This window comes from Pseudomonas sp. PDM19 (genome assembly GCF_014852215.1).
In the GTDB taxonomy this organism is placed as follows: Bacteria; Pseudomonadota; Gammaproteobacteria; order Pseudomonadales; family Pseudomonadaceae; genus Pseudomonas.
Map to the genome: position 1 here is coordinate 169,582 of NZ_JACVBG010000003.1, position 26,809 is coordinate 196,390.

At 68.1% G+C, this 26,809-nt stretch carries 27 protein-coding genes; 14 read left to right on the forward strand and 13 right to left on the reverse strand.

Features of this window, described 5'->3' with window-relative positions; genetic code table 11:
* Positions 1-94 precede the first annotated feature (94 nt).
* Entirely contained in the window at positions 95-658 is a 564-nt protein-coding gene (locus IB273_RS16795; RefSeq protein WP_151189327.1) for a hypothetical protein, read from the forward strand.
* A gap of 145 nt (positions 659-803) precedes the next feature.
* Here the strand turns inward: IB273_RS16795 and IB273_RS16800 are convergent, their stop codons facing one another.
* The gene (locus IB273_RS16800) at positions 804-1,856 is read right to left on the reverse strand and encodes an MBL fold metallo-hydrolase (RefSeq protein WP_081517192.1); all 1,053 of its coding nucleotides are present in this window, start codon (positions 1,854-1,856) and stop codon (positions 804-806) included.
* A gap of 140 nt (positions 1,857-1,996) precedes the next feature.
* Here IB273_RS16800 and IB273_RS16805 point away from each other — a divergent pair, with 140 nt between their 5' ends.
* Positions 1,997-2,563, forward strand: coding sequence for a pseudouridine synthase (locus tag IB273_RS16805; protein ID WP_192211197.1), 567 nt, complete (start codon positions 1,997-1,999; stop codon positions 2,561-2,563).
* Between the two features lie 21 nt (positions 2,564-2,584).
* Here IB273_RS16805 and IB273_RS16810 read toward each other — a convergent pair whose 3' ends face one another.
* Positions 2,585-2,788: a DUF2788 domain-containing protein gene (locus IB273_RS16810; RefSeq protein ID WP_015475469.1), complete on the reverse strand. Its 204-nt coding sequence runs from the start codon at positions 2,786-2,788 to the stop codon at positions 2,585-2,587.
* A gap of 344 nt (positions 2,789-3,132) precedes the next feature.
* On the reverse strand, positions 3,133-3,612 hold the full coding sequence (locus tag IB273_RS16815; protein ID WP_088421381.1) for an Lrp/AsnC family transcriptional regulator: 480 nt from the start codon (positions 3,610-3,612) through the stop codon (positions 3,133-3,135).
* 440 nt (positions 3,613-4,052) lie between these two features.
* Between IB273_RS16815 and IB273_RS31765 the strand changes: the two genes are divergently transcribed.
* Positions 4,053-5,183, forward strand: a complete 1,131-nt coding sequence (locus IB273_RS31765) for a DUF6515 family protein (protein WP_318652486.1) — start codon at positions 4,053-4,055, stop codon at positions 5,181-5,183.
* 6 nt (positions 5,184-5,189) lie between these two features.
* On the opposite strand, the gene IB273_RS16825 is transcribed toward IB273_RS31765, so the two are convergent.
* Genes IB273_RS16825 through IB273_RS16835 form a run of 3 tightly spaced genes read right to left on the reverse strand, consistent with a single transcriptional unit; the run spans position 5,190 to position 7,016 of the window.
* Complete coding sequence (locus IB273_RS16825; RefSeq protein ID WP_151189329.1) at positions 5,190-6,086, reverse strand: cation diffusion facilitator family transporter; 897 nt, start codon at positions 6,084-6,086, stop codon at positions 5,190-5,192.
* Positions 6,086-6,598: a DinB family protein gene (locus IB273_RS16830; protein ID WP_081517196.1), complete on the reverse strand. Its 513-nt coding sequence runs from the start codon at positions 6,596-6,598 to the stop codon at positions 6,086-6,088. Before IB273_RS16830 ends, IB273_RS16825 begins: the two co-directional genes overlap by 1 nt.
* Before the next feature lies 1 nt (position 6,599).
* Positions 6,600-7,016, reverse strand: coding sequence for a polyribonucleotide nucleotidyltransferase (locus tag IB273_RS16835; protein ID WP_192224584.1), 417 nt, complete (start codon positions 7,014-7,016; stop codon positions 6,600-6,602).
* Between the two features lie 193 nt (positions 7,017-7,209).
* On the opposite strand from IB273_RS16835, the gene hrpB reads away from it, so the two are divergent.
* Positions 7,210-9,741, forward strand: a complete 2,532-nt coding sequence (hrpB, locus tag IB273_RS16840) for an ATP-dependent helicase HrpB (RefSeq protein WP_192224585.1) — start codon at positions 7,210-7,212, stop codon at positions 9,739-9,741.
* A gap of 125 nt (positions 9,742-9,866) precedes the next feature.
* Here the strand turns inward: hrpB and IB273_RS16845 are convergent, their stop codons facing one another.
* The gene (locus IB273_RS16845; protein ID WP_151189332.1) at positions 9,867-10,631 is read right to left on the reverse strand and encodes a substrate-binding periplasmic protein; all 765 of its coding nucleotides are present in this window, start codon (positions 10,629-10,631) and stop codon (positions 9,867-9,869) included.
* A gap of 104 nt (positions 10,632-10,735) precedes the next feature.
* On the reverse strand, positions 10,736-11,818 hold the full coding sequence (locus tag IB273_RS16850) for an endonuclease/exonuclease/phosphatase family protein (RefSeq protein ID WP_192224586.1): 1,083 nt from the start codon (positions 11,816-11,818) through the stop codon (positions 10,736-10,738).
* Positions 11,819-11,971: 153 nt separating this feature from the next.
* On the opposite strand from IB273_RS16850, the gene IB273_RS16855 reads away from it, so the two are divergent.
* The gene (locus IB273_RS16855; RefSeq protein WP_151189334.1) at positions 11,972-12,808 is read left to right on the forward strand and encodes an SDR family oxidoreductase; all 837 of its coding nucleotides are present in this window, start codon (positions 11,972-11,974) and stop codon (positions 12,806-12,808) included.
* Positions 12,809-12,945: 137 nt separating this feature from the next.
* Here the strand turns inward: IB273_RS16855 and IB273_RS16860 are convergent, their stop codons facing one another.
* Together IB273_RS16860 and IB273_RS16865 are read right to left on the reverse strand one after the other, a co-directional pair.
* Entirely contained in the window at positions 12,946-13,377 is a 432-nt protein-coding gene (locus tag IB273_RS16860; protein WP_151189335.1) for a VOC family protein, read from the reverse strand.
* 102 nt (positions 13,378-13,479) lie between these two features.
* Positions 13,480-14,130 carry a YciC family protein gene (locus IB273_RS16865; protein WP_081517203.1) on the reverse strand — a complete coding sequence of 217 codons (651 nt, stop codon included), beginning with the start codon at positions 14,128-14,130 and terminating at the stop codon, positions 13,480-13,482.
* Between the two features lie 157 nt (positions 14,131-14,287).
* Here IB273_RS16865 and IB273_RS16870 point away from each other — a divergent pair, with 157 nt between their 5' ends.
* The 9 genes from IB273_RS16870 (at position 14,288) to IB273_RS16910 (ending at position 24,044) form a co-directional block, all read left to right on the forward strand.
* Entirely contained in the window at positions 14,288-15,037 is a 750-nt protein-coding gene (locus IB273_RS16870) for a DUF2076 domain-containing protein (RefSeq protein WP_151189336.1), read from the forward strand.
* A gap of 93 nt (positions 15,038-15,130) precedes the next feature.
* Entirely contained in the window at positions 15,131-15,607 is a 477-nt protein-coding gene (locus IB273_RS16875) for an NYN domain-containing protein (RefSeq protein WP_081517205.1), read from the forward strand.
* A 50-nt stretch (positions 15,608-15,657) separates the two neighbouring features.
* On the forward strand, positions 15,658-17,040 hold the full coding sequence (locus IB273_RS16880) for a DEAD/DEAH box helicase (RefSeq protein WP_192224587.1): 1,383 nt from the start codon (positions 15,658-15,660) through the stop codon (positions 17,038-17,040).
* 169 nt (positions 17,041-17,209) lie between these two features.
* Positions 17,210-18,028 carry a helix-turn-helix transcriptional regulator gene (locus tag IB273_RS16885; RefSeq protein ID WP_151189338.1) on the forward strand — a complete coding sequence of 273 codons (819 nt, stop codon included), beginning with the start codon at positions 17,210-17,212 and terminating at the stop codon, positions 18,026-18,028.
* 385 nt (positions 18,029-18,413) lie between these two features.
* Complete coding sequence (locus tag IB273_RS16890; protein ID WP_192224588.1) at positions 18,414-19,529, forward strand: ABC transporter ATP-binding protein; 1,116 nt, start codon at positions 18,414-18,416, stop codon at positions 19,527-19,529.
* Between the two features lie 50 nt (positions 19,530-19,579).
* Positions 19,580-20,722, forward strand: coding sequence for an ABC transporter substrate-binding protein (locus tag IB273_RS16895; RefSeq protein WP_081517208.1), 1,143 nt, complete (start codon positions 19,580-19,582; stop codon positions 20,720-20,722).
* Between the two features lie 95 nt (positions 20,723-20,817).
* Positions 20,818-21,729, forward strand: coding sequence for an ABC transporter permease (locus IB273_RS16900; protein WP_081517209.1), 912 nt, complete (start codon positions 20,818-20,820; stop codon positions 21,727-21,729).
* 1 nt (position 21,730) lies between these two features.
* Complete coding sequence (locus tag IB273_RS16905; protein ID WP_192224589.1) at positions 21,731-22,549, forward strand: ABC transporter permease; 819 nt, start codon at positions 21,731-21,733, stop codon at positions 22,547-22,549.
* 25 nt (positions 22,550-22,574) lie between these two features.
* The gene (locus IB273_RS16910) at positions 22,575-24,044 is read left to right on the forward strand and encodes an aldehyde dehydrogenase family protein (protein WP_192224590.1); all 1,470 of its coding nucleotides are present in this window, start codon (positions 22,575-22,577) and stop codon (positions 24,042-24,044) included.
* A 233-nt stretch (positions 24,045-24,277) separates the two neighbouring features.
* On the opposite strand, the gene IB273_RS16915 is transcribed toward IB273_RS16910, so the two are convergent.
* The 3 genes from IB273_RS16915 to IB273_RS16925 form a co-directional block, all read right to left on the reverse strand.
* A complete protein-coding gene (locus IB273_RS16915) occupies positions 24,278-24,646 on the reverse strand; it encodes a VOC family protein (protein WP_192224591.1) in 369 nt (122 codons plus the stop codon).
* A gap of 96 nt (positions 24,647-24,742) precedes the next feature.
* Positions 24,743-25,348, reverse strand: a complete 606-nt coding sequence (locus IB273_RS16920) for a GNAT family N-acetyltransferase (RefSeq protein WP_192224592.1) — start codon at positions 25,346-25,348, stop codon at positions 24,743-24,745.
* A gap of 60 nt (positions 25,349-25,408) precedes the next feature.
* Entirely contained in the window at positions 25,409-26,650 is a 1,242-nt protein-coding gene (locus IB273_RS16925) for a TIGR03862 family flavoprotein (RefSeq protein ID WP_192224593.1), read from the reverse strand.
* Positions 26,651-26,809: the final 159 nt, after the last annotated feature.

Genomic DNA, 26,809 nt, shown 5'->3' on the forward strand with positions numbered 1-26,809 from the left:
CGGGCGAGCCTAGAATGCTCGCCTTTCGCGCCACGGGGAACCGTGGCGCGTCCCTCCGGTCGGACCTTCGCCGACCTTTTCCGCTGGTGATTCCATGCCGTTCCGCGCCCCCTCGCACCTCACCAACCCGCTGCGCCGTTTCGCCCGCCGACTGGTGGACAACGGCATGCCCGAAGTCGCCGCGCCACTGCCGCTGCCCGACAGCATCGCCGGCGAACCCTGGTTCTCCGTGGGCAAGGCAGTGGAAGGTCTGGGCGGCGAGCGAGTGGATGGCTGGTGCCTGGAAGAGTGGCCGGGCCTGGCTTTGCGCGCCCGTTTCAGCGCCTGCTGGCGCGACGCCCAGGGCCGCTTGTGGAACGTGCTGCCGGGCGGCGAAGCCATCGCCTTCCTGCCTGATCCGAAACGTCGCTACGAAGGCGTGCCGGTCGCCGAACAGCTTCACGCGCTGGAGCGTGACGAGTTGCTGGAGGATTACCTCTGGCTCAGCCGTGAACTGAGCAAACCGCAGATGGACGACGAGCGCCGGGAAGTCCGCGACGCCATGCGTCAGCGCCTGGAAAGCTGGCTGGAGCTGGGCGGCCGCGGCGACAAGCCGTGTCCGTGCAACAGCGGAAAGCGTTATCGCAACTGCTGCAGCAAGCGGGTGCGGGAGAACTGAGGCCGCTCTTCGTAGGAGCGCGCTTTGAGGTGCCGGCGCTGGGGTCGACCAGTCGAGGACAGAGTCCGCTCCTGCGCTAGAGGGACAGCGCCGGCTTTCCCTTGTGGGAGCGGGCCATGCCCGCGATCGCGCGCATGGCGCGCTCCTACAGGGAACTGTCTGGCATCGGTGGAACGAGCCACTGCTCTCCCGGCTTCGGCGCGCGGAAACGCTCCGCCGCCACACCACGTTGCTGCAGGGCTGCCGCCAGGTCGCTGACCGGCGTGAACTGGCCCTCGTCGCTCAGGCGGAAGGTGCCAAAGTGGATCGCCATGCTGCACTGCGAGTCGAGGTGCTGGTGCGCCTGCACCGCGTCGTCCGGGTTCATGTGGTGGTGGCGCATGAACCAACGCGGTTCGTAGGCGCCGATAGGCAGGGCGGCGAAGCGCATGGGGCCGAAGCGCTCATGCATCAGGCCGAACTCTTCGCCCAGCCCGGTATCGCCGGGGAACAGCAGCGGGCCGTCCGGCGACTCCAGCACGAAGCCCATCCACAGCGTGCGGTTGGTGTCGCGCCGCGAGCGTGCCGACCAGTGCTGCGCCGGCACGCCGGTGAGCAGCATGCCTTCGGGCATCGGCAGGCTCTGCCACCAGTCCAGTTCGGCGATATCGGTGAAGCCGCACGCGCGGATCAGCTCGCCATTGCCCAGGCCGGTCACCACCTTGGCGGAGGGGAAGCGCCGCGCCAGCTCGCGCAGGCTGTGGATATCCAGGTGGTCGTAGTGGTTGTGGCTGACCAGGATCAGGTTGATCGGCGGCAGCTCGTCCAGCGCCAGGCCCGGCGGATGCACACGCTTGGGACCGGCGAAGCTGAACGGGCTGGTGCGCTCGCACCAGAGCGGGTCGGTGAGGATGTTCAGGCCGCGGTGCTGGATCAGCAGGGTGGCATGGTTGATGTAGGTGACGCGCAGTTCGTCGCCTTCGACGCGGGCCGGCGTCTCCGGACGGGTATCCGGGCCGGGCTGGGCGATCCACTCCTGCTGACGGCCGCGCTCGCGCTGCCACTTGAGGAAGGCGCGCAGGCCGTTGTGCGGTTGGCGGTCGAGGTTATGGAAGCGGGCGCCGTCGAAATGCGCCGTCTGCGGGCCGCGATAGCGGGCGCCGAGGCGACCGCTGAGGTTCTGCAAGGTGATCAGCCAGGTGGGATGGCTCATGGGCATGCTCTTGCGGTGGGGGCTTTGCACAACCTAGCATGCCGGGCATTCCTCGCACCCCATCCTCGGTTACCAGTCTTTTCGCCATGCCCCGTCCTCCGCGTCCCGCCAATCGTCGTCCAGCCACCCGCCCCGCGCCTCGCCGCGTGGCCAAGGCGCCGCCGGCGCAACCCAGGCTGATCCTGCTGAACAAGCCGTTCGACGTACTGACGCAGTTCAACGACAACGAGGGCCGCGCGACGCTGAAGGATTTCGTCGACGTGCCGGGCATCTACCCGGCCGGCCGCCTGGACCGCGACAGTGAGGGCCTGCTGCTGCTGACCAACGACGGCCGCCTGCAGGCGCGCATCGCCGATCCGAAGCACAAGCTGCCGAAGACGTACTGGGTGCAGGTGGAGGGCGAGCCGAGCGACGAGCAGCTGGACCAGCTGCGCAAGGGCGTGCAGCTCAATGACGGCCCGACCCTGCCGGCCGAAGCCCGGCGGCTGGAGGAGCCGCCGCTGTGGGAGCGCGACCCGCCGGTGCGTTTCCGCAAGTCGGTGCCCACCGCCTGGCTGGAACTGGTGATCCGCGAGGGGCGCAACCGCCAGGTGCGGCGGATGACGGCGGCGGTCGGCCTGCCCACGCTGCGCCTGGTGCGCGTGCGCATCGGGCCGTGGCAGCTGGATGGCCTGCAGCCGGGGCAGTGGCGGGAAGTCAGCCCCGAGCTCTGAGGCTTGGGGCAGGGCGCAGGGTCAGAAGCCGCCTTCGAGCCCGGCGACGACCACGGACTTGATCAGGAAGCCGAGTACGCCCAGGCCCAGTGCGAAGAACAGCACCATGGTGCCCATGCGGCCGGCCTTGGACTTCTTGGCGAGGTCCCAGACGATGAAGGCCATGAACAGGATCAGGCCGGTCACCAGGCCATACATCATCCAGTCTTCGAAACTTTCGTTCATTACAGCTCCTGCCCGGTGCGGAGGGTGTCCGAGGGACGCCGGGACGCGGTGGTGGTGAAGAAGGCGCGCATTATACGCATGCGGCCCTTTGTCGTTCAGAGCCGTTCATAAACTGATCAGTTCCTGCTGCGGGACGGGAGGAATGCCCCGGAAATTCCCGGCGCACGCCGGTTGGCGCGGGAAATCTGCGGTATCGATTTCGTTTGGCGGGAGCAGGGGTGCGATGCTGTGTCGCAGGGTGGCGTCGGCCTTGCCGACGGATCGCGGGCGTGGCCCGCTCCTACAGGTTGGCACCGGTATTTCCCGGTTAGGTAGGAGCGGGACCGCGCAGATCGCGAGCTGGCTCAGGCGCGCAGGTGATCCAGCGGCAGCTCGGTGCTCGCCATCACATTGCGCAGCACGAAGCTCGACCGCACGCTGGTCACTCCCTCGATGCGGGTCAGGGTGCCGAGCAGGAAGTGCTGGTAGTGTTCCATGTCCGGCACCATCACCTTGAGCTGGTAGTCTGCGTCCATGCCGGTCACCAGGCTGCATTCCAGGACCTCGGGGCACTTGCCGATGATCTGCTGGAAGTGCTCGAAACGTTCCGGCGTGTGACGGTCCATGCCGATCAGCACAAAGGCGGTGAGGCTCAGGCCGAGCTTCTTGCTGTCCAGCAGGGCGACCTGGCGGACGATGTAGCCGTCGTCCTCGAGCTGCTTGACCCGCCGCGAGCAGGGGGAAGGCGACAGGCCGATGCGTTCGGCCAGCTCCTGATTGGAGATGCGTGCGTCGCGTTGCAGTTCGGCAAGAATTCGCAGGTCGTAGCGGTCCAGCTTGTCCATGAAAGCCTCATATTTCTATTGAATTGCGCTTGTGGCGTAATTTTTAGGTATTTGTTGCTCAGGTGGTGCCTGTGTGAGCAATCTTAGCAATCATTTCCCCGCTCTGTCGCTTTACTATTTCTTCCAGATTCACAGCCCGGACATCACGTCCCCAGCGATCCGCCCAATCAGGCGCTTCGCGGCCCGCCGACCCAACAGGATCGCGCCGGCCACCGGGCTACGCACTGCCCAGAAGGCGGAGCGAGGTGAGCCGGCGCCAACAGCGACGAGCAGGACGAGATTCCGGAAGGGAGGCTGACGAGCCTCCCTTTTTTCTTGCCCGCTATTTGCCCCGCCATCTTTACCCTGACTTTACCCAGCGCCCCGCAATGGCGGCTTTGCGCCGTGGTCTATGGCAATGTCACATCACGGTTTTCGGCCGTTGCCGAAGTGAGGAATCCATGAAGTCGGGCATCGGGCGGTTCGCCTCGTTCGCTGTGCTTTCTCTGGCCGTCGCGGTCCAGGCGCTGGCGGCCGAAGGTCCCGATATGCAGGGCCATCCATCCGCGAACGGCGGTGGCGGGCAGTCCCAGGGGCGTCCGCAGGGCAACAATGGCGGCCAGGAGCACGGGCGTCCGCAGGGCGGCAACGGCGGTCAGTGGCAGGGCCGTCCGCAGGGCAACAACGGCGGTCAGTGGCAGGGGCGTCCGCAGGGCAACAATGGCGGGCAGTGGCAGGGCCATCAGCAAGGCAACAATGGCGGTCAGTGGCAGGGCCGTCCGCCGGGCAGCAACGGCGGTCAGTGGCAGGGCCATCCGCAGGGTAACAATGGCGATCAGTGGCAGGGCCGTCCGCAGGGCAATAACGGTGGTCAGTGGCAGGGGCGTCCGCAGGGCAACAACGGCGGGCAGTGGCAGGGACGTCCGCCGGGCGGCAACGGCGGCCAGTGGCAAGGTCGTCCGCAAGGCAACGACCACGGCCACGATCACGACAGCCCCGGCTGGCAGGGCGGCAACCGTCCGCCATCGGCAGGCTGGCAAGGCCGCCCGCCGCCTTCCCACGGCAACTGGGGCCCGCATCCGTCCTACTGGCGGCCGGGCTATGTGGTCAACGCCATGCCGAGCGGGCATTACCGTGTGCCCTATCGCGGCAGCGACTACTACTTCAACGATGGCTACTGGTATCGCCCCTACGGCTCACGCTATGTGGTGGTGACGCCGCCCTACGGTGTGCGCGTGCGCTACCTGCCGTCCTACGCCGAGCAGGTGTGGATCGGCAGCATCGGCTACTTCCTCGCGGCCGGCACCTACTACCTGTGGCAAGCCGGCTCGCAGGATTACGAAGTGGTGGAGCCGCCGCAGCAGCAGGTGGCCAGCGTGGCGCAATCGGCTTATGACGTGATGGCTTACCCGATGTACAACCAGGGCCCGGACCAGCAGGCCCGCGATCGCTATGAATGCCACCGCTGGGCCGCCGACCAGAGCGGCTTCGACCCGGCCCTGGCGAGCTATGCGCCGCCGGCCTACGTCGCCGACAACTACCGCCGCGCCCTGGGTGCCTGCCTGAGCGGGCGCGGCTACAGCGTCAACTGATGTTCTCTAGCTGATGGTCTCTTTGCCCACCACTTCCTGCGGGTCGGCGTGCACCAGCACCTCGGCCCGCGGGAATTCCCTGTGGATCGCCAGCACCGCCTCGTCGCACAGATGATGCGCCTTCGACAGTGACAGCTCGCCGGGCAGCTCCAGGTGCAGCTGGACGAACCAGTGCGTGCCGGAAATCCGCGTGCGCAGGTCGTGGGCGCCGAGCACGCCGGGCACTTCGCGCACCAGTTCGAGCATGCGCGTGCTGACGTCCGGCGGCAGCTCCTCGTCCATCAGCACCGCGATGGATTCGCGGGCGATCTGGAAGGAGCTCCAGAGGATGTAGAAGGCGATGCCCAGGCCGAAGATGGCGTCCATCTGCTGCCAGCCGAACTGCGCCAGGAGCAGCGCCACCAGGATGCTGCTGTTGAGCAGTAGGTCCGAGCGATAGTGCAGCGAATCCGCGCGGATGGCGTTGGAACCGGTGATCTTCACCACGTAGCCCTGCACCAGCAGCAGGCCGGCGGTGAGCGCCAGCGACAGGATCATCACGGCGACGCCCCAGCCCACGGCTTCCACTGGTTCCGGGTGCTGCAGGCGGTCGATGGCCTGGGTGCCGACCAGCACGGCGCTGACCGCGATGAACAGCGCCTGGGCCAGCCCCGACAGCGATTCCGCCTTGCCGTGGCCGTAGCGGTGGTCGTCGTCCGCGGGGCGGATGGCGTAGTGCACCGCCAGCAGGTTGAGGAAGGATGCGGCGCCGTCGAGCAGCGAGTCGGTGAGGCCGGCCAGCAGGCTGACTGAGCCGCTGAGCCACCAGGCGATGGCCTTGGCGACGATCAGGGTGGTGGCGACGCCGAGCGACGCAAAGGTCGCCAGCCGCATCAGGTGGGCGTGGCTGGCGTGCTTGAGCATCAGGTGTCCAGGCGGTTGGGCAGGAAGTAGATGTAGTCCAGCAGCGGCGCCTTGTGGCCCAGCGCGGTGAGCGCGGCACTCATCTGCCCGCGGTGGTGGGTGCCGTGGTTGACCAGGTGCTGGACGATGTTCGCCAGGCTCTGGCGATGTTCCTGCCCGGCCATGTTGCGGTAGTCCAGTTGGGTGCCGAGGGTGGCGTCGCTCTGCTTGCTCAGCCACAGGCGCCAGGCGCCGACACCGTCACCCAGGAAGTCGGCGAGGCCGGCGCGGTCCGGCGCGGCCTCGGCGTCGAGGCGTTCGAACTGCCAGGGCTCTCGCTGCACACGGGCGAACCAGATGCGATCGACCACCGCGAGGTGGTTGAGGGTGCCGTGCAGGCTGCCGAAGAACAGCCCGCGCGGTGCGCGATAGGCCTCTTCATCCAGCGGCGCGACGGCCTCCAGGATTCGTTCGTAGGCCCACTGGTGGTACGCCAGGAGTTGCTGAAGGTGTGAAGCGAGAGCGCCGTGCATATCAGGCCTCCGGGCGCAGGCCCAGGCTGGCGAGTTGTTGGAGGTCGCCGCTGCGCTGGATCAGACGCGGATCGTCCAGGGGCAGGCTGCGGCCGGTTTCACGCTCGAGGATCGCCTTGAGTTTAGCCTTGTCCACGGTGCCGTCTTCACTCACGGCATCCTTGAGCTTTTCAGGCGCGACCGAGTACTTCTCGTCGGGCAGGTAGATCGCGCCGGTGGCGAAGTCTACGCCGAAGGCGATCAGGCCCGGGATGATGTAGAACAACAGTCCGACGGCGTCCAGGGCAGCGACTGCCGGGTCGAGGCGGCCGTCGATCTGGCCGCGGCGATCAGGGTAGAACAGGGTGCCGCAGGCCGTCAGCTGGCTGAACAGGGCGGCGCTCAGAACTGCACAGGAGACTCGGGTGGCAAGACGCATGAAAAAACCTCCGGGAGGATGATGCGGACAACTATATCAACGAGCTTGCTGTCGCTGCTGGCAGATTCGCACTAGCCAGCGTTCTGCTTGCTTCTATGACTGCCGAGTTGGCACCGTGGTTCGCCCGCTATAATCGCCTCCCCCCGCGTAGTCCGGGTTACCGCCTTATGAAATTCGAGTTCCAGGAGCCGGCATGAACGCCCTTCCCATCGACAGCGTCCTTCCCGCCCTGCGCCAGGCCCTGGCCGGGCGCCACGAGGTGGTGCTGGAGGCGCCGCCCGGCGCCGGCAAGACCACCCGCGTGCCGCTGGCGCTGCTGGATGAGGCGTGGCTGGACGGCCAGTCGATCCTGATGCTGGAACCGCGCCGCCTGGCCGCTCGCGCCGCCGCTGAAAGATTGGCCGCAGAGCTGGGCGAGAAGGTCGGCGAGACCGTTGGCTACCGCATCCGCCTGGACAGCAAGGTCGGCCCCAGGACGCGCATCGAGGTGGTCACCGAGGGCATCCTCGCCCGCCGTCTGCAGGATGACCCGGCGCTGGAGGGCGTGGGGCTGGTGATCTTCGATGAATTCCACGAGCGCTCACTGGATGCCGATCTGGCGCTGGCGCTGACCCTCAATGGCCGCGCACTGCTGCGCGACGAGCCACCGCTCAAGGTGCTGGTGATGTCGGCCACGCTGGAAGGCGAGCGCCTCTCCGCGCTGCTGGACGACGCGCCGGTGGTGCGCAGCGAGGGGCGCATGTTCCCTGTGGATATCCGCTGGGGCCGGCCATGGCAGGCCGGCGAGTTCATCGAGCCGCGCGTGGTGCAGACGGTTCTGCAGGCGCTGGCCGACGAGCCCGGCAGCCTGCTGGTGTTCCTGCCCGGCCAGGCGGAGATTCGCCGCGTCGCCGAGCAGTTGGGCGAGGCCCTGGCCGGCCGCTCCGATGTCCTGCTCTGCCCGCTGCACGGCGAACTCGACCTCGACGCCCAGCGTGCCGCCATCGAACCCGCGCCGGCGGGCAAGCGCAAGGTGGTGCTGGCGACCAACATCGCCGAGACCAGCCTGACCATCGACGGCGTGCGCGTCGTCGTGGACGCCGGGCTGGCGCGGGTACCGCGCTTCGATCCGGGCAGTGGCATGACCCGCCTGGAAACCCAGCGCATCTCCCGCGCCTCCGCCACCCAGCGCGCCGGCCGTGCCGGACGTTTGGAACCGGGCGCCTGCTACCGCCTGTGGTCCGAGGCGCAGCACGATCAACTGCCGGCCTATGGCGCGGCGGAAATTCTCCAGGCCGATCTGGCCGGCCTCGCCCTGCAGCTGGCGCGCTGGGGTGTCGCCCCGCAGGAGCTGGCCTGGCTCGACCTGCCGCCCGCCGCCGCTTATGCACAGGCCCAGGACCTGCTGGAGCGCCTCGGCGCGCTGGCTTCCCGCGCCGGTGGCGGTAGCCTCACGCCCCACGGTCAGGCCATGGCCGAAGTGCCGGCGCACCCGCGTATCGCCCATCTGCTGCTGCGCGGCCATGTGCTGGGGCTGGGGCAGCTGGCCTGCGATCTGGCCGCCTTGCTCGGCGAGCGCGACATCCTGCGCGGCAACGACGCCGACCTGCATCACCGCATCGCCTTGCTGGCCGGCGAGCAGAACGGCCCGCGCGCCAGCCGGGGTGCGGTGCAGCGGGCGCGCCAGCTGGCGCGACAGTTCAAGGGCTACCTGCGCGGCCCGGCCCGCGAGCCGGTGGCCGACCCCGATCATCCGCGCTGGCTGGGCGGCCTGCTGGCCTTTGCCTACCCGGACCGCATCGCCCGCCAGCGCCGCGCCGGTGGCGGCGAATATCGCCTGGCCAACGGCCGCGCGGCGCTGTTCGGCGAGCCGGATGCACTGATGAAGGAAGCCTGGCTGGTGATCGCCGATCTCGGCAGCCGCCAGGGCCAGCGCGAGGAGCGCATCTACCTGGCGGCGGCGCTGGAGCCGGCGCTGTTCGAGTCGATCCTCGCCGAACAGGTCAGTGTCCATGACGAGCTGGAGTGGGACGAGCGCGAAGGCGTGCTGCGCGCTGAGCGCCAGCGCAAGGTCGGTGAGCTGGTGCTGTCCACCGAGGCGCTGCCCAACCTCGACGCCGAGGCGCGCAGCCGCGCGCTACTCGGGCTGGTGCGGCGCAAGGGGCTGGAGCTGCTGCCGTGGACGCCGGAGCTGCGCCAGTGGCAGGCGCGCATCGCCTTGCTGCGCCGGCTCGATCTGGAAGGCAAGGGCGAGAGCGAGTGGCCGGACGTCAGTGACGCCGCGCTGCTGGCTTCGCTGGAAGACTGGCTGCTGCCGTACCTGGGCAAGGTCTCGCGGCTGTCGCACTTCGCCAACCTGGAGCTGAGCGGGATTCTCCACGGGCTGCTGCCCTGGCCGTTGCCGCAGCGGCTGGACGAGCTGGCGCCACGCGCGCTGCAGGTGCCGTCCGGCTCGAATATCCGCCTGGATTACAGCGAGTTTCCCCCGGTGCTTGCCGTGCGCCTGCAGGAGCTGTTCGGCCTGGCCGATACGCCGCGCATTGCCGGTGGGCGGGTGGCGGTGAAGCTGCACCTGCTGTCGCCAGCGCAGCGGCCGGTGCAGGTGACCCAGGACCTGGCCAACTTCTGGCGCAGCACCTATGCGGAAGTGAAGAAGGACCTGAAGGGGCGCTATCCGAAGCACTACTGGCCGGATGACCCACTGATCGCCGAGCCGACGGCGCGGGCCAAGCCGCGCAAGGGGTAGGTTTGGCACAGAGGTGATGTCCTCCCTGCAGGAGCGGGCCATGCCCGCGATCGCGCGCATGGCGCGCTCCTACAGGTCGTCTCCGTCGCTTCAGTACGCTCCTGCGCCATTCCCGCCTTACGCAGTCAGGGCAACTTCATCTCGTAACCCGCCGACTGCAGTTCGTCGTAGGCGTGGTCCAGCTGCGCGCGCAGGCCTTCGGCGTCGGGGGCGTGGCGGGAGACGATGAGCTTGGTCGGCACGCTGTACAGGTTGTCGAAGGCCAGCGGCGCCATGTTCAGCTCGCGGCGCGCCTGTTCAACCGGCGTCTGGTAGTCGATCAGGTAGTCGCCGCGACCGCGCTCGAGCATCTGCAGGGCGGCGGTGTGGGTGCTGGTGCGGTGCACTTCCAGCTGCAGTTTCGGGTCGGCCAGCATCTCGGTGATCGGCCGCCAGTAGCTGTAGCCGCTGATCAGGATCACCCGGCTGGTGGTCAGCCCTTCGGGCAGTTTCGGCGAGGGGCGGGAGGCCAGGCGATACAGGTTCAGCTCGACGTGCCCCAGCACGCGCTCGCACTCCAGTGTGCTGCCCAGCAGTTCCGGCTTGCCCGGCGCGCCGGCCCAGAGCTGCACGCTGCCGTCCTGCAGGCCCAGGTACAGGCGGGCGCTGGGCAAGGGGCGGAAATCGGCGCGATAACCGGCTTTGAGCAGGATGCGCCGGACCATCTCGGCGCCGCTGCCGCGAGTACTGCCGTCCGGGGCGGTATAGGTGTAGGGCGGGAATTCGTAGTAGCCGACGGTCAGGGCCGGCAGCGGATGCGGCAGCCGGTCGGCCAGCGTGGGCCGGTCGACGGCGAAGGCGTTGAGGCAGAGCAGGGCGACGATCAGCCCGACGAGACGGCGAAAGTGCATGGATACCCGAAGTGCATGTTGTCGTTGTTATGCGGTGCCGGCCGAGCATGGGGCCGCCGCGCCTCGCTTGTCCAGCCTGGCTCGGCGGCGATGTGCCGCGGCGCTCAGTGGGGCAGCAGGAAGCGCGCGGACAGCGGCAGGTGATTGGATATACGCAGGGTGTCGTGGCTGCGCACGCCGGCATCGAGGCGGTTCAGGCCGGGGCTGTGGAACAGGTAGTCGAGGGTGCGATCGGGCTTGTGCACGCGCGGGTCGTTGGGGAAGTGGGTGTACCACTTCTCCTGGTCGGCGCCGCTGGATTCCTCCACCGCCGGGACCACCGGGAAGCGCGCCGCCAGCAGGTTCAGCTCGCTGTTGGCGCGGTAGGGCGCGCGCAGCACTTCCGGCAGGTAGGGGTACTGGCCCAGCGGCAGCAGGCCGAGGTCGCCGCCCAGCAGCCAGGGGCGGCCGGCAGCCTGCAGGGTGTTCAAGTGGGCTTCGACGGCTTCGACCTGGCGCTGCGGGGTGTCGTCGCCGTTGGGGCGCTCCAGGCGCGTGTTGATCACGCTGAGCTGGCCGCCGCCGCGGATCGGCAGGTCGCTCTGCAGCATCGCCGGCTGCGGGGCGAACAGGTGCAGCAGCGGGATGGACGAGCGCTGCGGCAAAGCGATGCGCTCGCCGCCGCTGATCTGGAAGCGGCTGAAGGTCACCAGCTTGCGCCCGGCGCTGCCGAATACATGCGGGTTGGGATCGAAGCGCGCCTTCCAGTCGAAGGCAGCGGTGGAGCAGGGGTAGAGATCGGTCAGGCGGTCGCCGATCAGCGCCTGCTGGTCCTGCTTGCCGGTGGCGGCGGCGCCGTCGTCGACTTCCTGCAGCAGGACGATGTCCGGCGCTTCGTCGCGGATCACCCGCACCACTTCGTCGAGGCTGTAGGCGATGTCTTCGGCGCTGGGGCTGTCGTCGGGGCCGGTGGTATCGGGCAGGTCGTCCCAGAAGATGTAGCGCTTGCCGGCCAGGTACTGGACGTTCCAGGTCATCACCTTCAGCGCCTGCCCTGGCTGCAGTTGCGGTGCGGGCGCGCGGCACTGTGCGGCGACGGCCTCGCGCTCGGCGGGGTGCCAGGCCAGCAGCCAGGCGGCAGCGGTGACGGCGAGCAGCAGGGCGATGAACAGCACGAAGAGGAAGCGGCGGCGAAGCGAGAGGCTCATGGGTGACCAGGGGCTATGCTTGTTGGGTCCAGAGGATAGTGGCTGCGACTTTGTATTTCACCTCCGTGTTTGATGTGGGAATTATCCTGAAACCTTGTGAGATGTAGTTCGCAAGACGTCAACATCGCGCCCTGCGGGCTTCGGGAGACTGCCATGCCCCGAACACTTTTCTCCCATTCGCCTTACCGGCGCAAGGTCGTACTGGTCAGTGGCGGCTGTTCCGGCATCGGTCGCGCGCTGGTGCTGCGCTTCGCCCGGGCCGGCGCGCATCCGGTAATCCTCGACCTCGACCAGGCGGCACTGGACAGCCTGGTGCAGCACCTGCGCGAGCACCTGAACGTCGAAGCCCTCGGCCTGCGCTGCGACATCGCCGATGCCGAGGCGGTGGAGCGCGCGGTGGCGCTCGCCGTCGAGCGCTTCGGCGGTATCGACGTGCTGGTGAACAACGCCGGTATCACCCACCGCAGCCTGTTCATCGAGACCGAGCTGGCGGTGTTCCGGCGGGTGATGGCGGTGAACTTCTATGGCGCGCTGCACTGTACCCAGTCTGCGCTGCCCAGCCTGCTGGCGCGGCACGGGCAGATCGTCGTGCTCAGTTCGCTGACCGGCTTCGCCCCGCTGCTCTACCGCAGTGCCTACAACGCCAGCAAGCACGCGCTGCACGGGCTGTTCGACACGCTGCGCATGGAACTGGACGGCACCGGGGTGGCGATCACCCTGGCCTGCCCGGGCTTCACCGCCACCGACCTGCGCAAGAATGCCCTGGTCGGCGACGGCTCGGTGATTCGCCAGCCGGCCGTGGTGCTGGGTGCGGAAGTGGCCTCGCCGCGCGACGTGGCCGAGGCGATCTACCAGGGAGCGCTGCGTCGGCGGCGTTTGCTGGTGCTGTCCAACGTCAACTGGCGGGCACGACTGCTGGCGCGCTTCTTCCCGCGGCTGTTCGAGAAGCTGCTGGTGCCGAAGATGTCGGGGCTGCGCCCCGGACACTGAACCGGTCCGAGGTAAAACCCGGGACAACTGTAGGAGCGGGCCCTGCCCGCGAGCGCGGACAAGGTCCGCGCTGTCAGGAAGTGCGGCGTGAGCCCTGCTCACGGATGGCGGGCATGGCCCGCTCCAACAGGTCGAGGTCAGTGGGAGTGGGTATCGAACCCGCCGCCGGCCAGCGCCATGTCCCAGAACGAGGCCTCGATCTTGTGGCCGTCCAGGTCGCGGACGAAGCAGCCGTAGTAAGGGTCGCCATACAGCGGGCGCGGGCCGGGAGCGCCTTCGTCGGTGGCGCCGGCGGCAATCGCGGCGCGGTAGAAGGCGTCCACTTCGTCGCGGGAGTTGGCCATGAAGCCGAAGTGCGTGCCATTGCCGACGCTGGCCGGGTGGCCGTCGATGGGCGTCTGCAGCCAGAACTCGGGGAACACCCGGCCGTAGGCCACGGCGCCGGGGTGCTCCATGATCGGCTGGCAGCCCAGGGTGGGCAGCACGGCGTCGTAGAACGCCTTGGCGCGCGGATAGTCATTGGTGCCGATGGAAATGTGCGAAAGGCAGCTGGGCGGGAAGTCGCTCACGGCGAGTCTCCTTACTCCGGATTTTCGGGGGGTGGGAAGGAGACTCCAGCGTAGAACCCCGGCGTGCGTCGCGCCGGGGGATTTGTTGCGACTTGCTGCCGCTCAGGCGGGCTCGCGGCCGAGCAGGATGAAGATGCGGTAGGCGGCCACCGTCAGCAGCAGCTGGAAGAACCCGCTCAGCGAGTGCAGCGCGACGCTGAGCACCGGCGCGTCCTGGCCGGCCTCGGTGATCCAGCCTTCGGCGATCCATACCGGCGCGAGGATCGCCAGGGAGGTCATCAGCAGCAGGAAGAAGTGCCCGGTGGTCAGGGCGAAGCTTTCGCGCATCGCGTCGATGGGCGCGCGGCCGCGCTGCACCAGGAGGAATTCGGCGAAGGCCAGCTTGATCATCACGAAGATGCCCGGCAGCACCATCAGGTACAGGCCGAGCACGATCAGCAGTGAAGTGATCGCCGAGAGCAGGGCGAAGGCCGGCCACAGCCGCAGCGCCGCGCTCCACAGTTCGCGCACGCTGCGCTGCACGCCTTCGCCGGTGTCGATCATGAAAAGGATCAGGCTGGCGGTGTAGATCGGGTAGAACACCAGGCCCGCGGCCATGCCCCAGGGCGCGAAGTTCTGCGAGCCGGCGGCGACGTTGATCTGCTGCTGGACCAGCGTCTCGATGACGATCCAGGGCAGGCACAGCGGCACCAGGATGCCGAGGTGACGGGAGAAGAAGAACCAGGTGTCGCGGAGGATGGAAAGGGGATTCATCAGTAACCCGATACTGTCCGAGGGCTTCGACTCTAACTTAAGCAAACCCTCAGCTGAAGACGCCAGAATTCTGCGACCGGAACTTGTTTTTTTGCGAGCCGATCCAATGTTGCAGAGGCAATGTTCTGCCGAACCACCCGCTCACTCGAGGCCTGCCATGAATTCCGAAGAGCAATCCCTGATCGATGGTCTGTTCACCCGCCTGCGTGACGCGCAGGCGCAGACCGCGCCACGCGACGCCGACGCCGAGGCCCAGATCAACCGGCACCTGGTGCAGCAGCCAGCCGCGCCGTACTACATGGCCCAGGCGATGCTGATCCAGGAAGCGGCGATCAAGCGCCTGGACCAGCGCGTCAAGGAGCTGGAAGCGCAGCAGGCCAGGGCCCAGGAGCAGCGCCCGAGCAGCGGCGGCTTCCTCGCCGGCTTGTTCGGCGGCGGCCAGAGCCCGCAACCGCGCCAGGAACAGGCGCAGCAGCGCCCGGACGGCTGGGGCCAGACACGCTTCTCGCAACCGGCCGGCGGCAATGCGGCTTACGCGAACAACCCCGGCGCCGGCAACCCGAACGACTTCAGGCCAGCCCAGCCCGCGCAAGCGGCGCCCCAGGGTGGCGGCTTCATGCGCGGCGCCTTGCAGACCGCTGCGGGCGTGGCCGGTGGTGTGATGGTGGCGGACCTGCTGACCAGCATGTTCCACCACAACCAGCCGCAGGAAATCGTCGAGGTGATCCAGGAACAGCCGGTGCAGCCGGAGCCGTCCAGCTTCGACGACGGGCGCGGCGATGACTCGTCCCTGGGCGGTGACCGCTACGCCGACAACGGCTTCAACGATGCGAATTACGACGACAGCGGCAGCTTCGGTGACGATTCGAGCTTCTTCGGCGACGACGACGGCGACCTGTTCAGCTGACGCTGGCGCCGGGTCATCCCGCCCGCCGGGACTGGCGGGGGCGCGCCGCTGTGCCGATAATGCGCCCCCGCTGTTCGAGTCCCGGAGTCACCGTTGAAGACCATCGCCCTGTTCGCCGACGTACAGAACCTCTACTACACCGTGCGTCAGGCCTACGGCTGCCACTTCAACTACGCGGCGTTGTGGGCCGAGCTGAGTGCCCAGGGCAACATCGTCCAGGCCTACGCCTACGCCATCGACCGCGGCGATGCCAGGCAGCAGCAGTTCCAGCAGATCCTGCGCAAGCTCGGCTTCACCGTGAAGCTCAAGCCCTACATCCAGCGCGCCGATGGCTCGGCCAAGGGTGACTGGGACGTCGGCATCACCATCGACATCCTCGACGCCGCGCCGAACGTGGACGAGGTCGTGCTGGCCTCCGGCGACGGCGATTTCGACCTGCTGCTCGACCGCGTCCGTGCCGGCGGCACCGACGCCACCGCCTACGGCGTGCCGGGCCTCACCGCCCAGGCGCTGATCCGCGCGGCCAGCCGCTACGTGCCCATCGAAGGCGCGCTGCTGCTGCGTTCCTGACCCTTGCGGCTACAATGCCGCCCATTCCGAATCGTTTCTGCGAGCGCTCCATGACCTTCGCCAATCTCGGCCTGATCGATCCCCTCCTGCACGCCCTCGACGGGCTCGGCTACCAGAACCCGACGGCAGTGCAGGCCCAGGCCATCCCGGCCGTGCTCAAGGGGCGCGACCTGCTGGCCGCCGCCCAGACCGGCACCGGCAAGACCGCCGGCTTCGCCCTGCCGCTGCTGCAGAAGCTGCTGCAGGAAGGCCCGCAGGTGGCGGCCAACTCGATCCGCGCGCTGGTGCTGGTGCCGACCCGCGAGCTGGCCGAGCAGGTGCACGAGAGCTTCCGCGCCTATGGCCAGCACGTGCCGTTGCGCACCGCCGTGGCTTACGGCGGGGTCAGCATCAACCCGCAGATGATGAAGCTGCGCAAGGGCGTCGACATACTGGTGGCCACGCCCGGCCGCCTGCTCGACCTGTACCGGCAGAACGCGCTGAAATTCACCCAGTTGCAGGTGCTGGTGCTGGACGAGGCCGACCGCATGCTCGATCTGGGCTTCGCCCGCGAACTGGACGAGGTCTTCGCCGCGCTGCCCCGGCGCCGGCAGACCCTGCTGTTCTCCGCGACCTTCTCCGACGCCATCCGCCAGATGGCCCGCACCCTGCTGCGCGACCCGCTGACCATCGACGTGGCACCGCGCAACACGGCGGCGAAGACGGTGAAGCAGCACCTGCTCACTGTGGACAAGAAGCGCAAGGCCGAGCTGTTCCTGCACCTGTTGCGCGAACAGGGCTGGAGCCAGGCGCTGGTGTTCGCCAAGACCCGCAAGGGCGTCGACGAACTGGTCGACTTGCTGCAGCGCGAAGGCATCCGCGCCGACTCGATCCACGGCGACAAGCCGCAGCCCTCGCGCCTGCGCGCCCTGGCGCGGTTCAAGGCGGGCGAGGTGGACTTCCTTATCGCCACCGATGTCGCTGCGCGCGGCCTGGACATCGAGGAGATGCCGCTGGTGGTCAACTTCGACCTGCCCATCGTCCCCGAGGACTACGTGCACCGCATCGGCCGGACCGGCCGTGCCGGCGCCAGCGGGCAGGCGATCTCGCTGGTCTGCGCCGATGAAGTGCAACAGCTGGCGGCCATCGAGACGCTGATCGGCCAGACCCTGCCGCGCCAGGAGGAGGACGGCTTCGAGGCGGAGCACCGGGTACCCGTCACCGCTCCGGGTGGCCAGATCACCAAGAAGCCGAAGAAGCCCAAGCAACCCAAGGTGCCCGAAGGCAAGCCGGGCAAGGTGCACCTCGGCTCGCTGCTGGACGACAAGCCGCAGGTCAAGGCGGTGCGCAAGGCGCCGGGCTTCGGCCTGGGCGGTAAACCAGCCGCTGGCAAACCTGCCTCCGGCAAATCGTCCGCCGGAAAGCCGGGCGGCAAGGGCGCTCGCCGGCCCTGAGCCGATTCGGCGCGCGCCTGCTTCATCGCGGTGCGCGCCGGAAGCTGAATCGGTCGCTGTCGCCAGGCGTTGCGGGGCCTTGCGGGGTGTGGCGCAAAAGCTGCATTTCCGTGTGGAATCCCGAACGCCTATAGTGTGCCCATCGCGCACACAACAAGAACGACAGCCCATGCGCCACAAGGAACTCAAAGCCTGGACCGGCGGAGTCGCCCATCTGCTCCCGCTGGCCGCCGGTCGTCCGCGCCTGCTCGGCCTCAGCCAGTGGCTGCAGCAGGTCTGCGCGGTGGATAACTTCGTGCTCTTCGTCTACGAAGGCAACCACCGGCCGCTGGACCTGTTCGACACCTTCCCGGCCGATGTCCGCCACGTCTATGTCGAGGACTACCAGGTCGGCCCCTACCTGCTCGATCCCTTCTACCTCGCCTGTACCCGCCACCAGGCGCCGGGGCTGTGGCGCCTGCGGCAGTTCGCGCCGGACCACTTCTACCTGGGCGAGTACTACCAGACGTATTACCAGCAGACCGGCCTGACCGAGGAGATCGCCTTCTTCATCGACCTCGCCGACGGCGCCACCGCCGTGCTCTCGCTGATGCGCAAGACCTCCAGCCCCGCCTACAGCCGCGACGAGATGCAGCTGCTGGAGTGCGCGCGGCCGGTGGTCGAGCAGGTGGTGCGCGAAGCCTGGGAACTGCGCCGCGCGCAGCCGCGCCCGGCGCAGGACCTGGACTACCAGATCCGCGAGGCCTTCGACCAGTTCGGCGCCCAGCTGCTCACGCCCCGCGAGCAGGAGATCGTCCAGCTGCTGTTGCGCGGCCACTCCAGCGCCTCGGTCGCCGAGCAGCTGGATATCAGCCCCGGCACGGTGAAGATCCACCGCAAGAACATCTACGCCAAGCTCGGCATCGGCAGCCAGTCGGAGCTGCTCGGGCTGTTCATCCGCGAGCTGGCCGGGCGCGATGCGGCGGGTGGGATGCGTGAGGTTGGCTGAGCCACGCGGCTCTTCGTAGGACCGAGGGGGGCGCCTAGCCCTTGCTCGCGAACCGCCCAACGTCGGATTCGCCGGGGATTCCGTTCGCGAGCAAGCTCGCTCCTACAGTCATGTAGGGCGAATAACGCGCCAGCGTTATCCGCCGTGCCGTCGCTGGCGGATAACCTGTTCCAGGTTATGCGCCCTACAGTCATCGGAAGCTCCGGGCGCCCATGGCTGGAGCGGGCAATGCCCGCGATCGCGCGCATGACGCGCTCCTGCAGGGAGAGTCAGCGCGCGCACCGGGCGATCCAATCCCGACATCTATCCCCCGAGGGATATATACACCCCGAAAGCCCCGTTGCTAGCGTGAGCCCCAACAAGAACAAAGTGGGAGCGCGCGGTGATGGAAAGCGGTCAGGACTTCGATATCGAATTCCGTAACGTGGTCAAGCGCTACGGCAGCGTGCCGGCGGTCAACGGGCTGAGCTTCAGGGTGAAGCGCGGCGCCTTCCATTCCTTCCTCGGCAGCTCCGGCTGCGGCAAGACCACCACCCTGCGGATGATCGCCGGCTTCGAGCAGCCCAGCGAAGGCGAGGTGCTGCTGGCCGGCAAGGCGGTGGCCGGGGTGCCGGCGCACCAGCGTGCGGTGAACATGGTGTTCCAGCATTACGCGCTGTTCCCGCACCTGACGGTGGCCGAGAACATCGCCTACGGCCTGCGCTACCGCACGCCGCGCCCTGACCGTTCGCAGCAGCGCCGGATGGCCGACGAGGCGCTGGAGATGGTGCGCCTGTCCGGCTTCGGCACGCGCAAGCCCCACGAGCTTTCCGGCGGCCAGCAGCAGCGTGTGGCGCTGGCCCGCGCACTGGTGAACAAGCCCACCGTGCTGCTGCTCGACGAGCCGCTGGCCGCACTCGACCGCAAGCTGCGCAAGGAGATGCAGTCGGAGCTGCTGCGCCTGCAACGCGAGGTCGGCATCACCTTCGTGCTGGTCACTCACGATCAGGAAGAAGCGCTGTCGATGAGCGACAGCATCAGCATCATGAAGGACGGCCTGATCATCCAGACCGCCACCCCTGAGGCGCTCTATGAGACCCCGGCGAGCCGCTACGTCGCCGACTTCATCGGCGAGTCCAACCTGTTTTCCGGCACCGTGCGCCGCCTCGATTCAGGCCGCGTGGTGCTGGGCACCCCGGCCGGGCTGGAACTGAGCAGCCCGCCGACGCCCACCGGCCCTGCGCTAGCGCCTCAGGCCGAAGGCTGCATCGCCGTTCGCCCGGAGCTGGTCGGCATCGCCGCCGCCGATTCGGAGCTGCAGCGCGAAGTGCGCCTGAAGGGCCGCGTCGAAGACCGCATCTACCTGGGCAACCTCACTGAATACCGCGTACGCACCGACGCCTTCGGCATCGTCTGCGTGCGCGTGCCGCGCAAGGCCGGCGGCGAGGCGGAAGCCTTCGAGCACGGCGCGCCGGTACAGGTCGGCTGGAACCAGGCCAGCGGCCTGGCCATGGCCCTTTGAGTTCGACGATCCAACCATAACGACAATCAGCAGACAGGCGGGGAGTGACGATGGACAAGAAGAGCTTCATCAAGACGATGCGCAGCTGGGAAAACGGCTCCATCACGCGGCGCGATTTCCTCGGCAAGACCGGCCTCGGGCTGGCGATGGCGGTGGTCGCCGCCAACACTCCCGGCCTGCTCAGCGGCAAGGCCTACGCGGCCGAAGGCAGCAACATCGGTGACCGCCTGGCCCTGGCCACCTGGCCGAACTACCACAGCCAGGAGAACTTCGATGCCTTCGCCAAGGCTACCGGCGCACGGGTGCAGATGAACGTGTTCGGCTCCAACGAAGAGATGCTCGCCAAGCTGCAGGCCGGCGGCAGCGGCTGGGACGTCTTCGTGCCGACCAACTACACCATCAGCACCTACGTGCAGCTCGGGCTGATCGAGCCGCTGGACCTCTCGCGCATCCCCAACTTCGACCCCAAGGCCTTCGAGGAGCGCTTCATGGCCCAGGGAACGGTGGACGGCAAGGTCTACGCGGTGCCGAAGAACTGGGGCACCACCGGCATCGTCTATGACGCCAGCCGTGTGAAGGGCAGCCCGGATTCCTGGAAGCAGTTCTGGGACCTGACCCTGACCAGCGCCTCGGGCCGCACCATCGTCCACGACTACCAGCTCACCGCCATCGGCAACGCGCTCAAGTACTACGGCTACAGCTTCAACTCGCTGGACCCGAAGGAACTGGCCGAGGCTGAGAAGCTGCTGATCCAGGCCAAGCCGCACCTGTTCGCGATCAACTCCGACATCCAGCCTTCGCTGCGCAACGGCGACGCCTGGATGGCCATGGCCTGGACTGGTGATGCCTCCCAGCTGCACCGCGACAACCCGGACATGACCTTCGTGCTGGGCAAGGAAGGCGGCGAGATATGGAGCGACTTCTTCGCCATTCCCAAGAGCGCCGAGCACCGCGATGCCGCCTACGCGTTCATCAACTACCTGCTAGACCCGCAGCACAACAAGCTGGAGGTGCTCTCCCACGGCTACCCGAGCGGGGACAAGCGCGTCGATGCGCTGCTCTCCAAGGAGATGCTCGACGACCCGATCATGTACCCGGCGGCCGAGCGCCTGTCGCCGCTGGAGTTCGGCGCCGCGGCGACCCTCACCAGCCCGGCACGCGCCGAACTGATGGCGCGGTTCAAGGCCGCCTGATCGGCAATTCTGGCGCTTGTGCGGAATGCGGCGGATAACGCTGGCGCGTTATTCGCCCTACCGCGAAGGTCCGTTCCATGCGTAGGGAATCGAACATGAACATCGCTGTCAGCGCCCCGTTGCCGCAGACCCAGGCGACGCCCAGCGCCTCGCGCGCAAAAAGCCTCGGCCGGCGCGTCACGCTCCTGCTGCTGTTGCCGTCCACCCTGTGGTTCCTGCTGCTGCTCCTCATGCCGCTGGTGATCATCCTGGTCTTCAGCTTCGGCGAACGCAGCGCCGTGGGTGGCTACGGCGGCGGGCTGACGCTGGAGAACTACCTGAACCTCGGCTCCCGCGCCCAGGCCTTCTGGAACACCCTGACCCTCGCGCCGCTGGGCACCCTGGCGTGCCTGCTGGCGGCCTACCCGCTGGCCTACTTCCTGGCGGTGAAGGTGCGGCGCAACAAATCGCTGCTGCTCACGCTGGTGATCGTGCCGTTCTGGACCAGCTTCCTGATCCGCACCTACGCCTGGATCTTCCTGCTCAGCGGTCGCGGCATCCCGGCGCTGCTGGAGACCTTCGGCATCGCCGACGTGCGCCTGATCAACACGCCCTACGCGGTGCTGATCGGCATCGTCTACGGCTACCTGCCGCTGATGGTGTTCCCCATCTACGTGACCCTGGAGAAGCTCGACAAGCGTCTGCTGGAAGCCTCCGGCGACCTCGGCGCGAGCGCCTTCGAAACCTTCCGCCGGATCACCCTGCCGCTGTCCGCGCCGGGGGTGATCACCGGGGTGATGCTGGTGTTCATCCTGCTCATGGGCGAGTTCCTGATCCCGGCCATTCTCGGTGGCGGCAAGGTGTTCTTCGTCGGCAACGCGCTGGTCGACCTGTTCCTGCAATCGCGCAACTGGGCGTTCGGCAGCGCGGTGGCGATGACCCTGGTGGCGATGATGCTGGTGATCATCGGCGTGTATCTGAAACTCGTGGCCCGCTACGGCGGCTCGCGCAACGACGGGGTGCTCTGACATGTGGCTGCGCAGTTACTCCACCTCGGTCTACCTGTTCCTCTACGCGCCCATCGCGCTGATCATGCTCTTCGCCTTCAACGCCGGGCGCAGCGGGCTGAGCTTCCAGTGCTGTTCGGTGCAGTGGTTCGGCCGCGCCTTCGACAACCCGTTCATCCTGGAAGCCCTGGGCAACAGCGCGCTGATCGCCCTCTGCTCGGCGCTGATCGCCACCCTGTTCGGCACCCTCGCGGTGTTCGGCCTGCAGCGGGTCGGCAAGCGCGTGCGCCTGCTGTTCGACGCGCTGACCTACTGCGCGATCATCGTGCCGGGCATCGTCATCGGCATCGCCACGCTGATCGCCTTCATCACCCTGTTCGACGTGCTCAACCCGCTGCTGGCGCTGCTGGACATCGGCCTGCCGAAACTCAACATGAGCTTCGGCACCGTGGTGGCGGCGCACTCGCTGTTCACCATGGCGCTGGTGATGGTGATCGTCCGCACCCGCGTCGAGGCGATGGACAAGTCGCTGCTGGAAGCCTCCGCCGACCTCTACGCGCCGCCGCTGGACACCTTCTGGCGGGTGACCCTGCCGCAGATCGCCCCGGCCATCCTCGCCGGCTTCCTGCTGGCGTTCACCTTCAGCTTCGACGATTTCATCATCGCCTTCTTCGTCGCCGGCTCCGAGACCACGCTGCCGATCTACATCTTCTCGTCGATCCGCCGGGGCATCACGCCGGAGATCAACGCCATCTCCACGGTGATCATCTGCGCCTCGCTGGCGCTGCTGTTCACCTCCCGCTACCTGCAGAACCGCCGCACCGGCGTTCAGGCCGCCTGAGGGCCGCCTTCAAGGAGACTCGAGGATGCGCGACCAGCTCTACATCAACGGGCAGTGGGTCAGGCCGGACCTGGGTGGCCGCTTCACCAGCTTCGACCCGGCCTCCGGGCAGCCGCTGCAGGAAGTGCCGGCGGCCACCGAGGAAGATATCGACCACGCCGTGCGCGCGGCGCGTACCGCGTTCAATCGCGGCTGGGGGCAGAGCCGTGGCAGCGAGCGTGCCGAGTGGCTGGAAGCGCTGGCCGGGGAGCTGGAGCGCAACCAGGACTCACTGGCCGAACTGGAGGTGCGCGATAACGGCAAGCCGCTGCCCGAGGCGCAGTGGGACGTGGCCGATGCCATCGGCTGCTTCCGCTACTACGCCGAGCTGGCGCGGGAGCTGGACCAGCGCCAGGACCGGGTGCTGGCGCTGCCCGACGAGCGCTTCCGCTGCCGCATCCGCCAGGAGCCGGTGGGCGTGGCGGGGCAGATCATCCCCTGGAACTACCCGCTGCTGATGGCGGCGTGGAAGGTCGCACCGGCCCTGGCGGCGGGCGCCACCTGCGTACTCAAGCCGTCCGAGCTGACGCCGCTGAGCGCGCTGGAACTGGCCGCCGCGGCGGACGCCGTGGGCCTGCCGGCGGGCGTGCTCAACGTGCTGCCGGGCCTCGGCGCGGAGGCCGGCGGGCCGCTGAGCCAGCATCCGGGTGTGGACAAACTGGCCTTCACCGGCAGCGTGCCGACCGGCTCGCGGATCATGTCGGCGGCGGCCCAGGACATCAAGAACGTCAGCCTGGAGCTGGGCGGCAAGTCGGCCTTCATCGTCTTCGACGACAGCGATGTCGAGGCGGCGGTGGAGTGGATCCTGTTCGGCATCTTCTGGAACCAGGGCCAGGTGTGCAGCGCCACCTCGCGCCTGCTGGTGCAGGAAGGCATCGCCCCGCGCCTGATCGAGCGGCTGGTGGAAGCGACCCGCGCCATCAGCATCGGCAATGGCCTCAAGCCGGGCGTGCTGCTCGGCCCGCTGGTCAGCCAGGGGCAGCACGAAAAGGTGCTGGGTTTCGTCGAGCGTGGTCGTGCCGGCGGCGCGCGGTTGCTCACCGGCGGCAAGCGTCCCGCGGGACTGGACGAGGGTTGGTTCATCGAGCCGGCGATCTTCGACGAGCCAGCCGAGGACGCGCTGATCTGGCGCGAGGAGATCTTCGGCCCGGTGCTCTGCGTGAAGCGCTTCAAGACCGAAACCGAAGCCCTGCGCCTGGCCAACGACAGCCGCTTCGGCCTGGCCGGCGCGGTGATGTCGGGCGACCCGCAGCGCGCGGCGCGGGTGGCCGACGGGCTGCGCGCGGGGATCGTCTGGGTCAACTGCTCGCAGCCGACCTTCACCCAGGCGCCCTGGGGCGGCATGAAACAGAGCGGCATCGGGCGCGAGCTGGGCGTGTGGGGGCTGGAGAACTACCTGGAGGTGAAGCAGGTAACCGAGTACATCTCCGACCAGCCGTGGGGGTGGTACCTGTAGGAGCGGGCCATGCCCGCGAAAAGCTGGTAGGGCGAATAACGCGCCAGCGTTATCCGCCGTCGTGGCTATGGCGGATAACCCGTTCCGGGTTATGCGCCCTACGTACCCTTACACGCCGGCGCTGGCATTTCAGATCGCGTAGGAGCGGACTTTGTCCGCGATAGCTTCCAGGCCGGCCTCGTGGCCGGATCGCGGATGAATCCGCTCCTACGGAAGCACCGTGCGCGAACGCCTCAGTCGATGTTATGCCCGATCCGCCAGAGCACGCCGCTCGGGTCGTGCAGGGTGAAGTCGCGCATCTTCCACGGCTGGTCTTCCGGCGAGCCCAGGCGCACGCCGTAGCGCTCGGCGAGGCCGGAGTCGCGGACCTTCGCGTACCAGGCATCGGCGTCTTCCACCAGCAGGTGCAGCATCAGGTTTTCGGCAAATTCCCTGACGTAGTAGTTCTGCAGCAGGAAGGCGCAATGGTCGCCATGGTGGAAGTAGGCGAGCTCTTCGGAGTTCCACGGCGAGAGGAATCCCAGGTCCTTGTAGAACTGCTGGGAGAGCGCGAAATCGCGGGCGGGGACGAAGACTTTCAGTTCAACGCTGGCAGTGCTCATGGGACAACCTTCCTGGTTCATGCGTGAGCAGGCTTCTCGACGGTGCCCTCGATGCGGGCGAGCTGCCTCTGGCGGGCGGCTGGCCGCGAGTCTAACTCAGAGCTGGCGCTGCATGTAGCGACTGCCGGCCACGCCCGGCAGGGTCGAGGTGCGCTCCACCTGCACGCTGAAACCCAGCCGCTCGTAGAGCGCCTGGGCCTTGGGGTTGGCCGTGGAGACATCCAGCGCCGCCATGGGCAGGCCGCTGCTGCGGCCGATCTGCAGGAAGTGGTCGATCAGCTGGCTGCCCAGGCCTTCGCCGCGCAGCGTCGGCATGACGCCCAGGTGCGCGAGGTACAGGGTCTTGCGGGGCGGCGGGCAGATGATCCTTTCCAGTTGCAGACCACGGCGGATCACCCCTGCCGACCCCAGGCCGAAGTAGCCGAGAATCTGCCGCGTGGCCGCGAGCATGTAGCCCAGGTTCGCCTCGCCGCCGAATACCGTGCCGGCCGCCACCACCTGGCCGTCCTGCTCGCCGACCCAGTGCTGGCGCCAGCCGAACTGCCCGCTGCCCTGGGCGAAGGCGTAGCGCAGGAAGTCCTGGGCGCTGTTGCGGCCGGGGCGGGCGAAGGCATAGTCGAAGGCGTCGGGGCCGGAGCTGTAGATCAGCGGGATGGCGGCATCGACATCATCGGGACGGGCGCGGCGGAAGGTCAGCGGCATGCAGGCGACTCCTGGGTGGGAATCGAGAATCTAGCACCATGGTTCCAGTTTTGGCAGGGTTCAGCCCTGCGCTTCGAGCCACTTCAGCGCGCCAAGCCCGGCGGCTCGACCGCTGGCGAAGCAGGCGGTGAGCAGGTAGCCGCCGGTGGGTGCTTCCCAGTCGAGCATTTCGCCGGCGCAGAACACTCCCGGCAGTGCCTTGAGCATCAGCTGCTCGTCCAGCGCCTCGAAGGTCACGCCGCCGGCGCTGCTGATGGCCTCATCCAGCGGGCGGGTGCGCACCACGGTCAGCGGCAACGCCTTGATCAGTTGGGCTAGACGCTGTGGATCGGCGTAGTCGGCGGCTGTGGACAACTCGCGCAACAGCCCGGCGCGCACGCCGTCCAGTCCCAGGCGACCGCGCAGGTGGTTGGCCATGGACCTGGAGCCGCGCGGCTGGGCGATGGCCTTGGCGACCTGTTCCAGGCTGCGATTGGGCAGCAGGTCCAGGTACAGGGTGGCGCTGCCGGTCTGCTCGATGCACTCGCGGATGCCGGAGGACAGCGCGTAGACCAGGCTGCCTTCGATGCCGCCGGCGGTGACCACGAACTCGCCCTGACGCGGCGTGCCCCCGGCCAGCGAAAGCGCCACCGGCTTGACCGGCGCACCCGCGAACTTGTCGCGGAAGAACTCGCTCCAGCCGGCCACTTCGAAACCGCAGTTGGCCGGACGCAGCGGTGAGATATCCACAGCGCGCCCGGCGAGCAGTGGCACCCAGGCGCCGTCCGAGCCCAGGCGCTGCCAGCTGCCGCCGCCGAGGGCCAGCACGCTGGCGTCGGCGCTCAGGCTGAGCTGGCCTTGCGGCCCGTCGATCAACAGCGCGCCATTGGCATCCCAACCCAGCCAGCGGTGACGGGTGTGGATGACCACGCCGGCTTCGCGCAGGCGCTTGAGCCAGGCGCGCAGCAGCGGCGCGGCCTTCATGTCGGTGGGGAACACGCGGCCGGAGGTGCCGACGAAGGTCTCGATGCCCAGGCCATGAATCCACGCGCACAGCGCCTGGTTGTCGAAGGCGTCGATCAGTGGCGCGAGGGTTTGTGCGCGCTGGCCGTAGCGCGACAGGAAGGCTTCGCGCTCCTCGGAGTGGGTGATGTTCATGCCGCCTACGCCGGCCAGCAGGAACTTGCGCCCGACCGAGGGCATGGCGTCGAACAGCTCCACCTGCACGCCGGCGCCGGCCAGGACTTCGGCCGCCATCAGGCCGGCGGGGCCGCCGCCGATGACGAGGGCGGTACGGGAAGCGAGCGGGCGGGAATCGGTCATGCAGGGGGCCAGGCGAAGGAGGGCGGGAAAGGGCGCAATTCTAGCGCAGCGGCACTGCGCGCCGGTTGCTCATTTTTTGTCCAGCTGGCCCGGAGCCGGCGGGGGCGGGCGCGTCAGCCGCTTTCCCGCAGCTTATCCACAGGCCGCTCCACAGTTGTC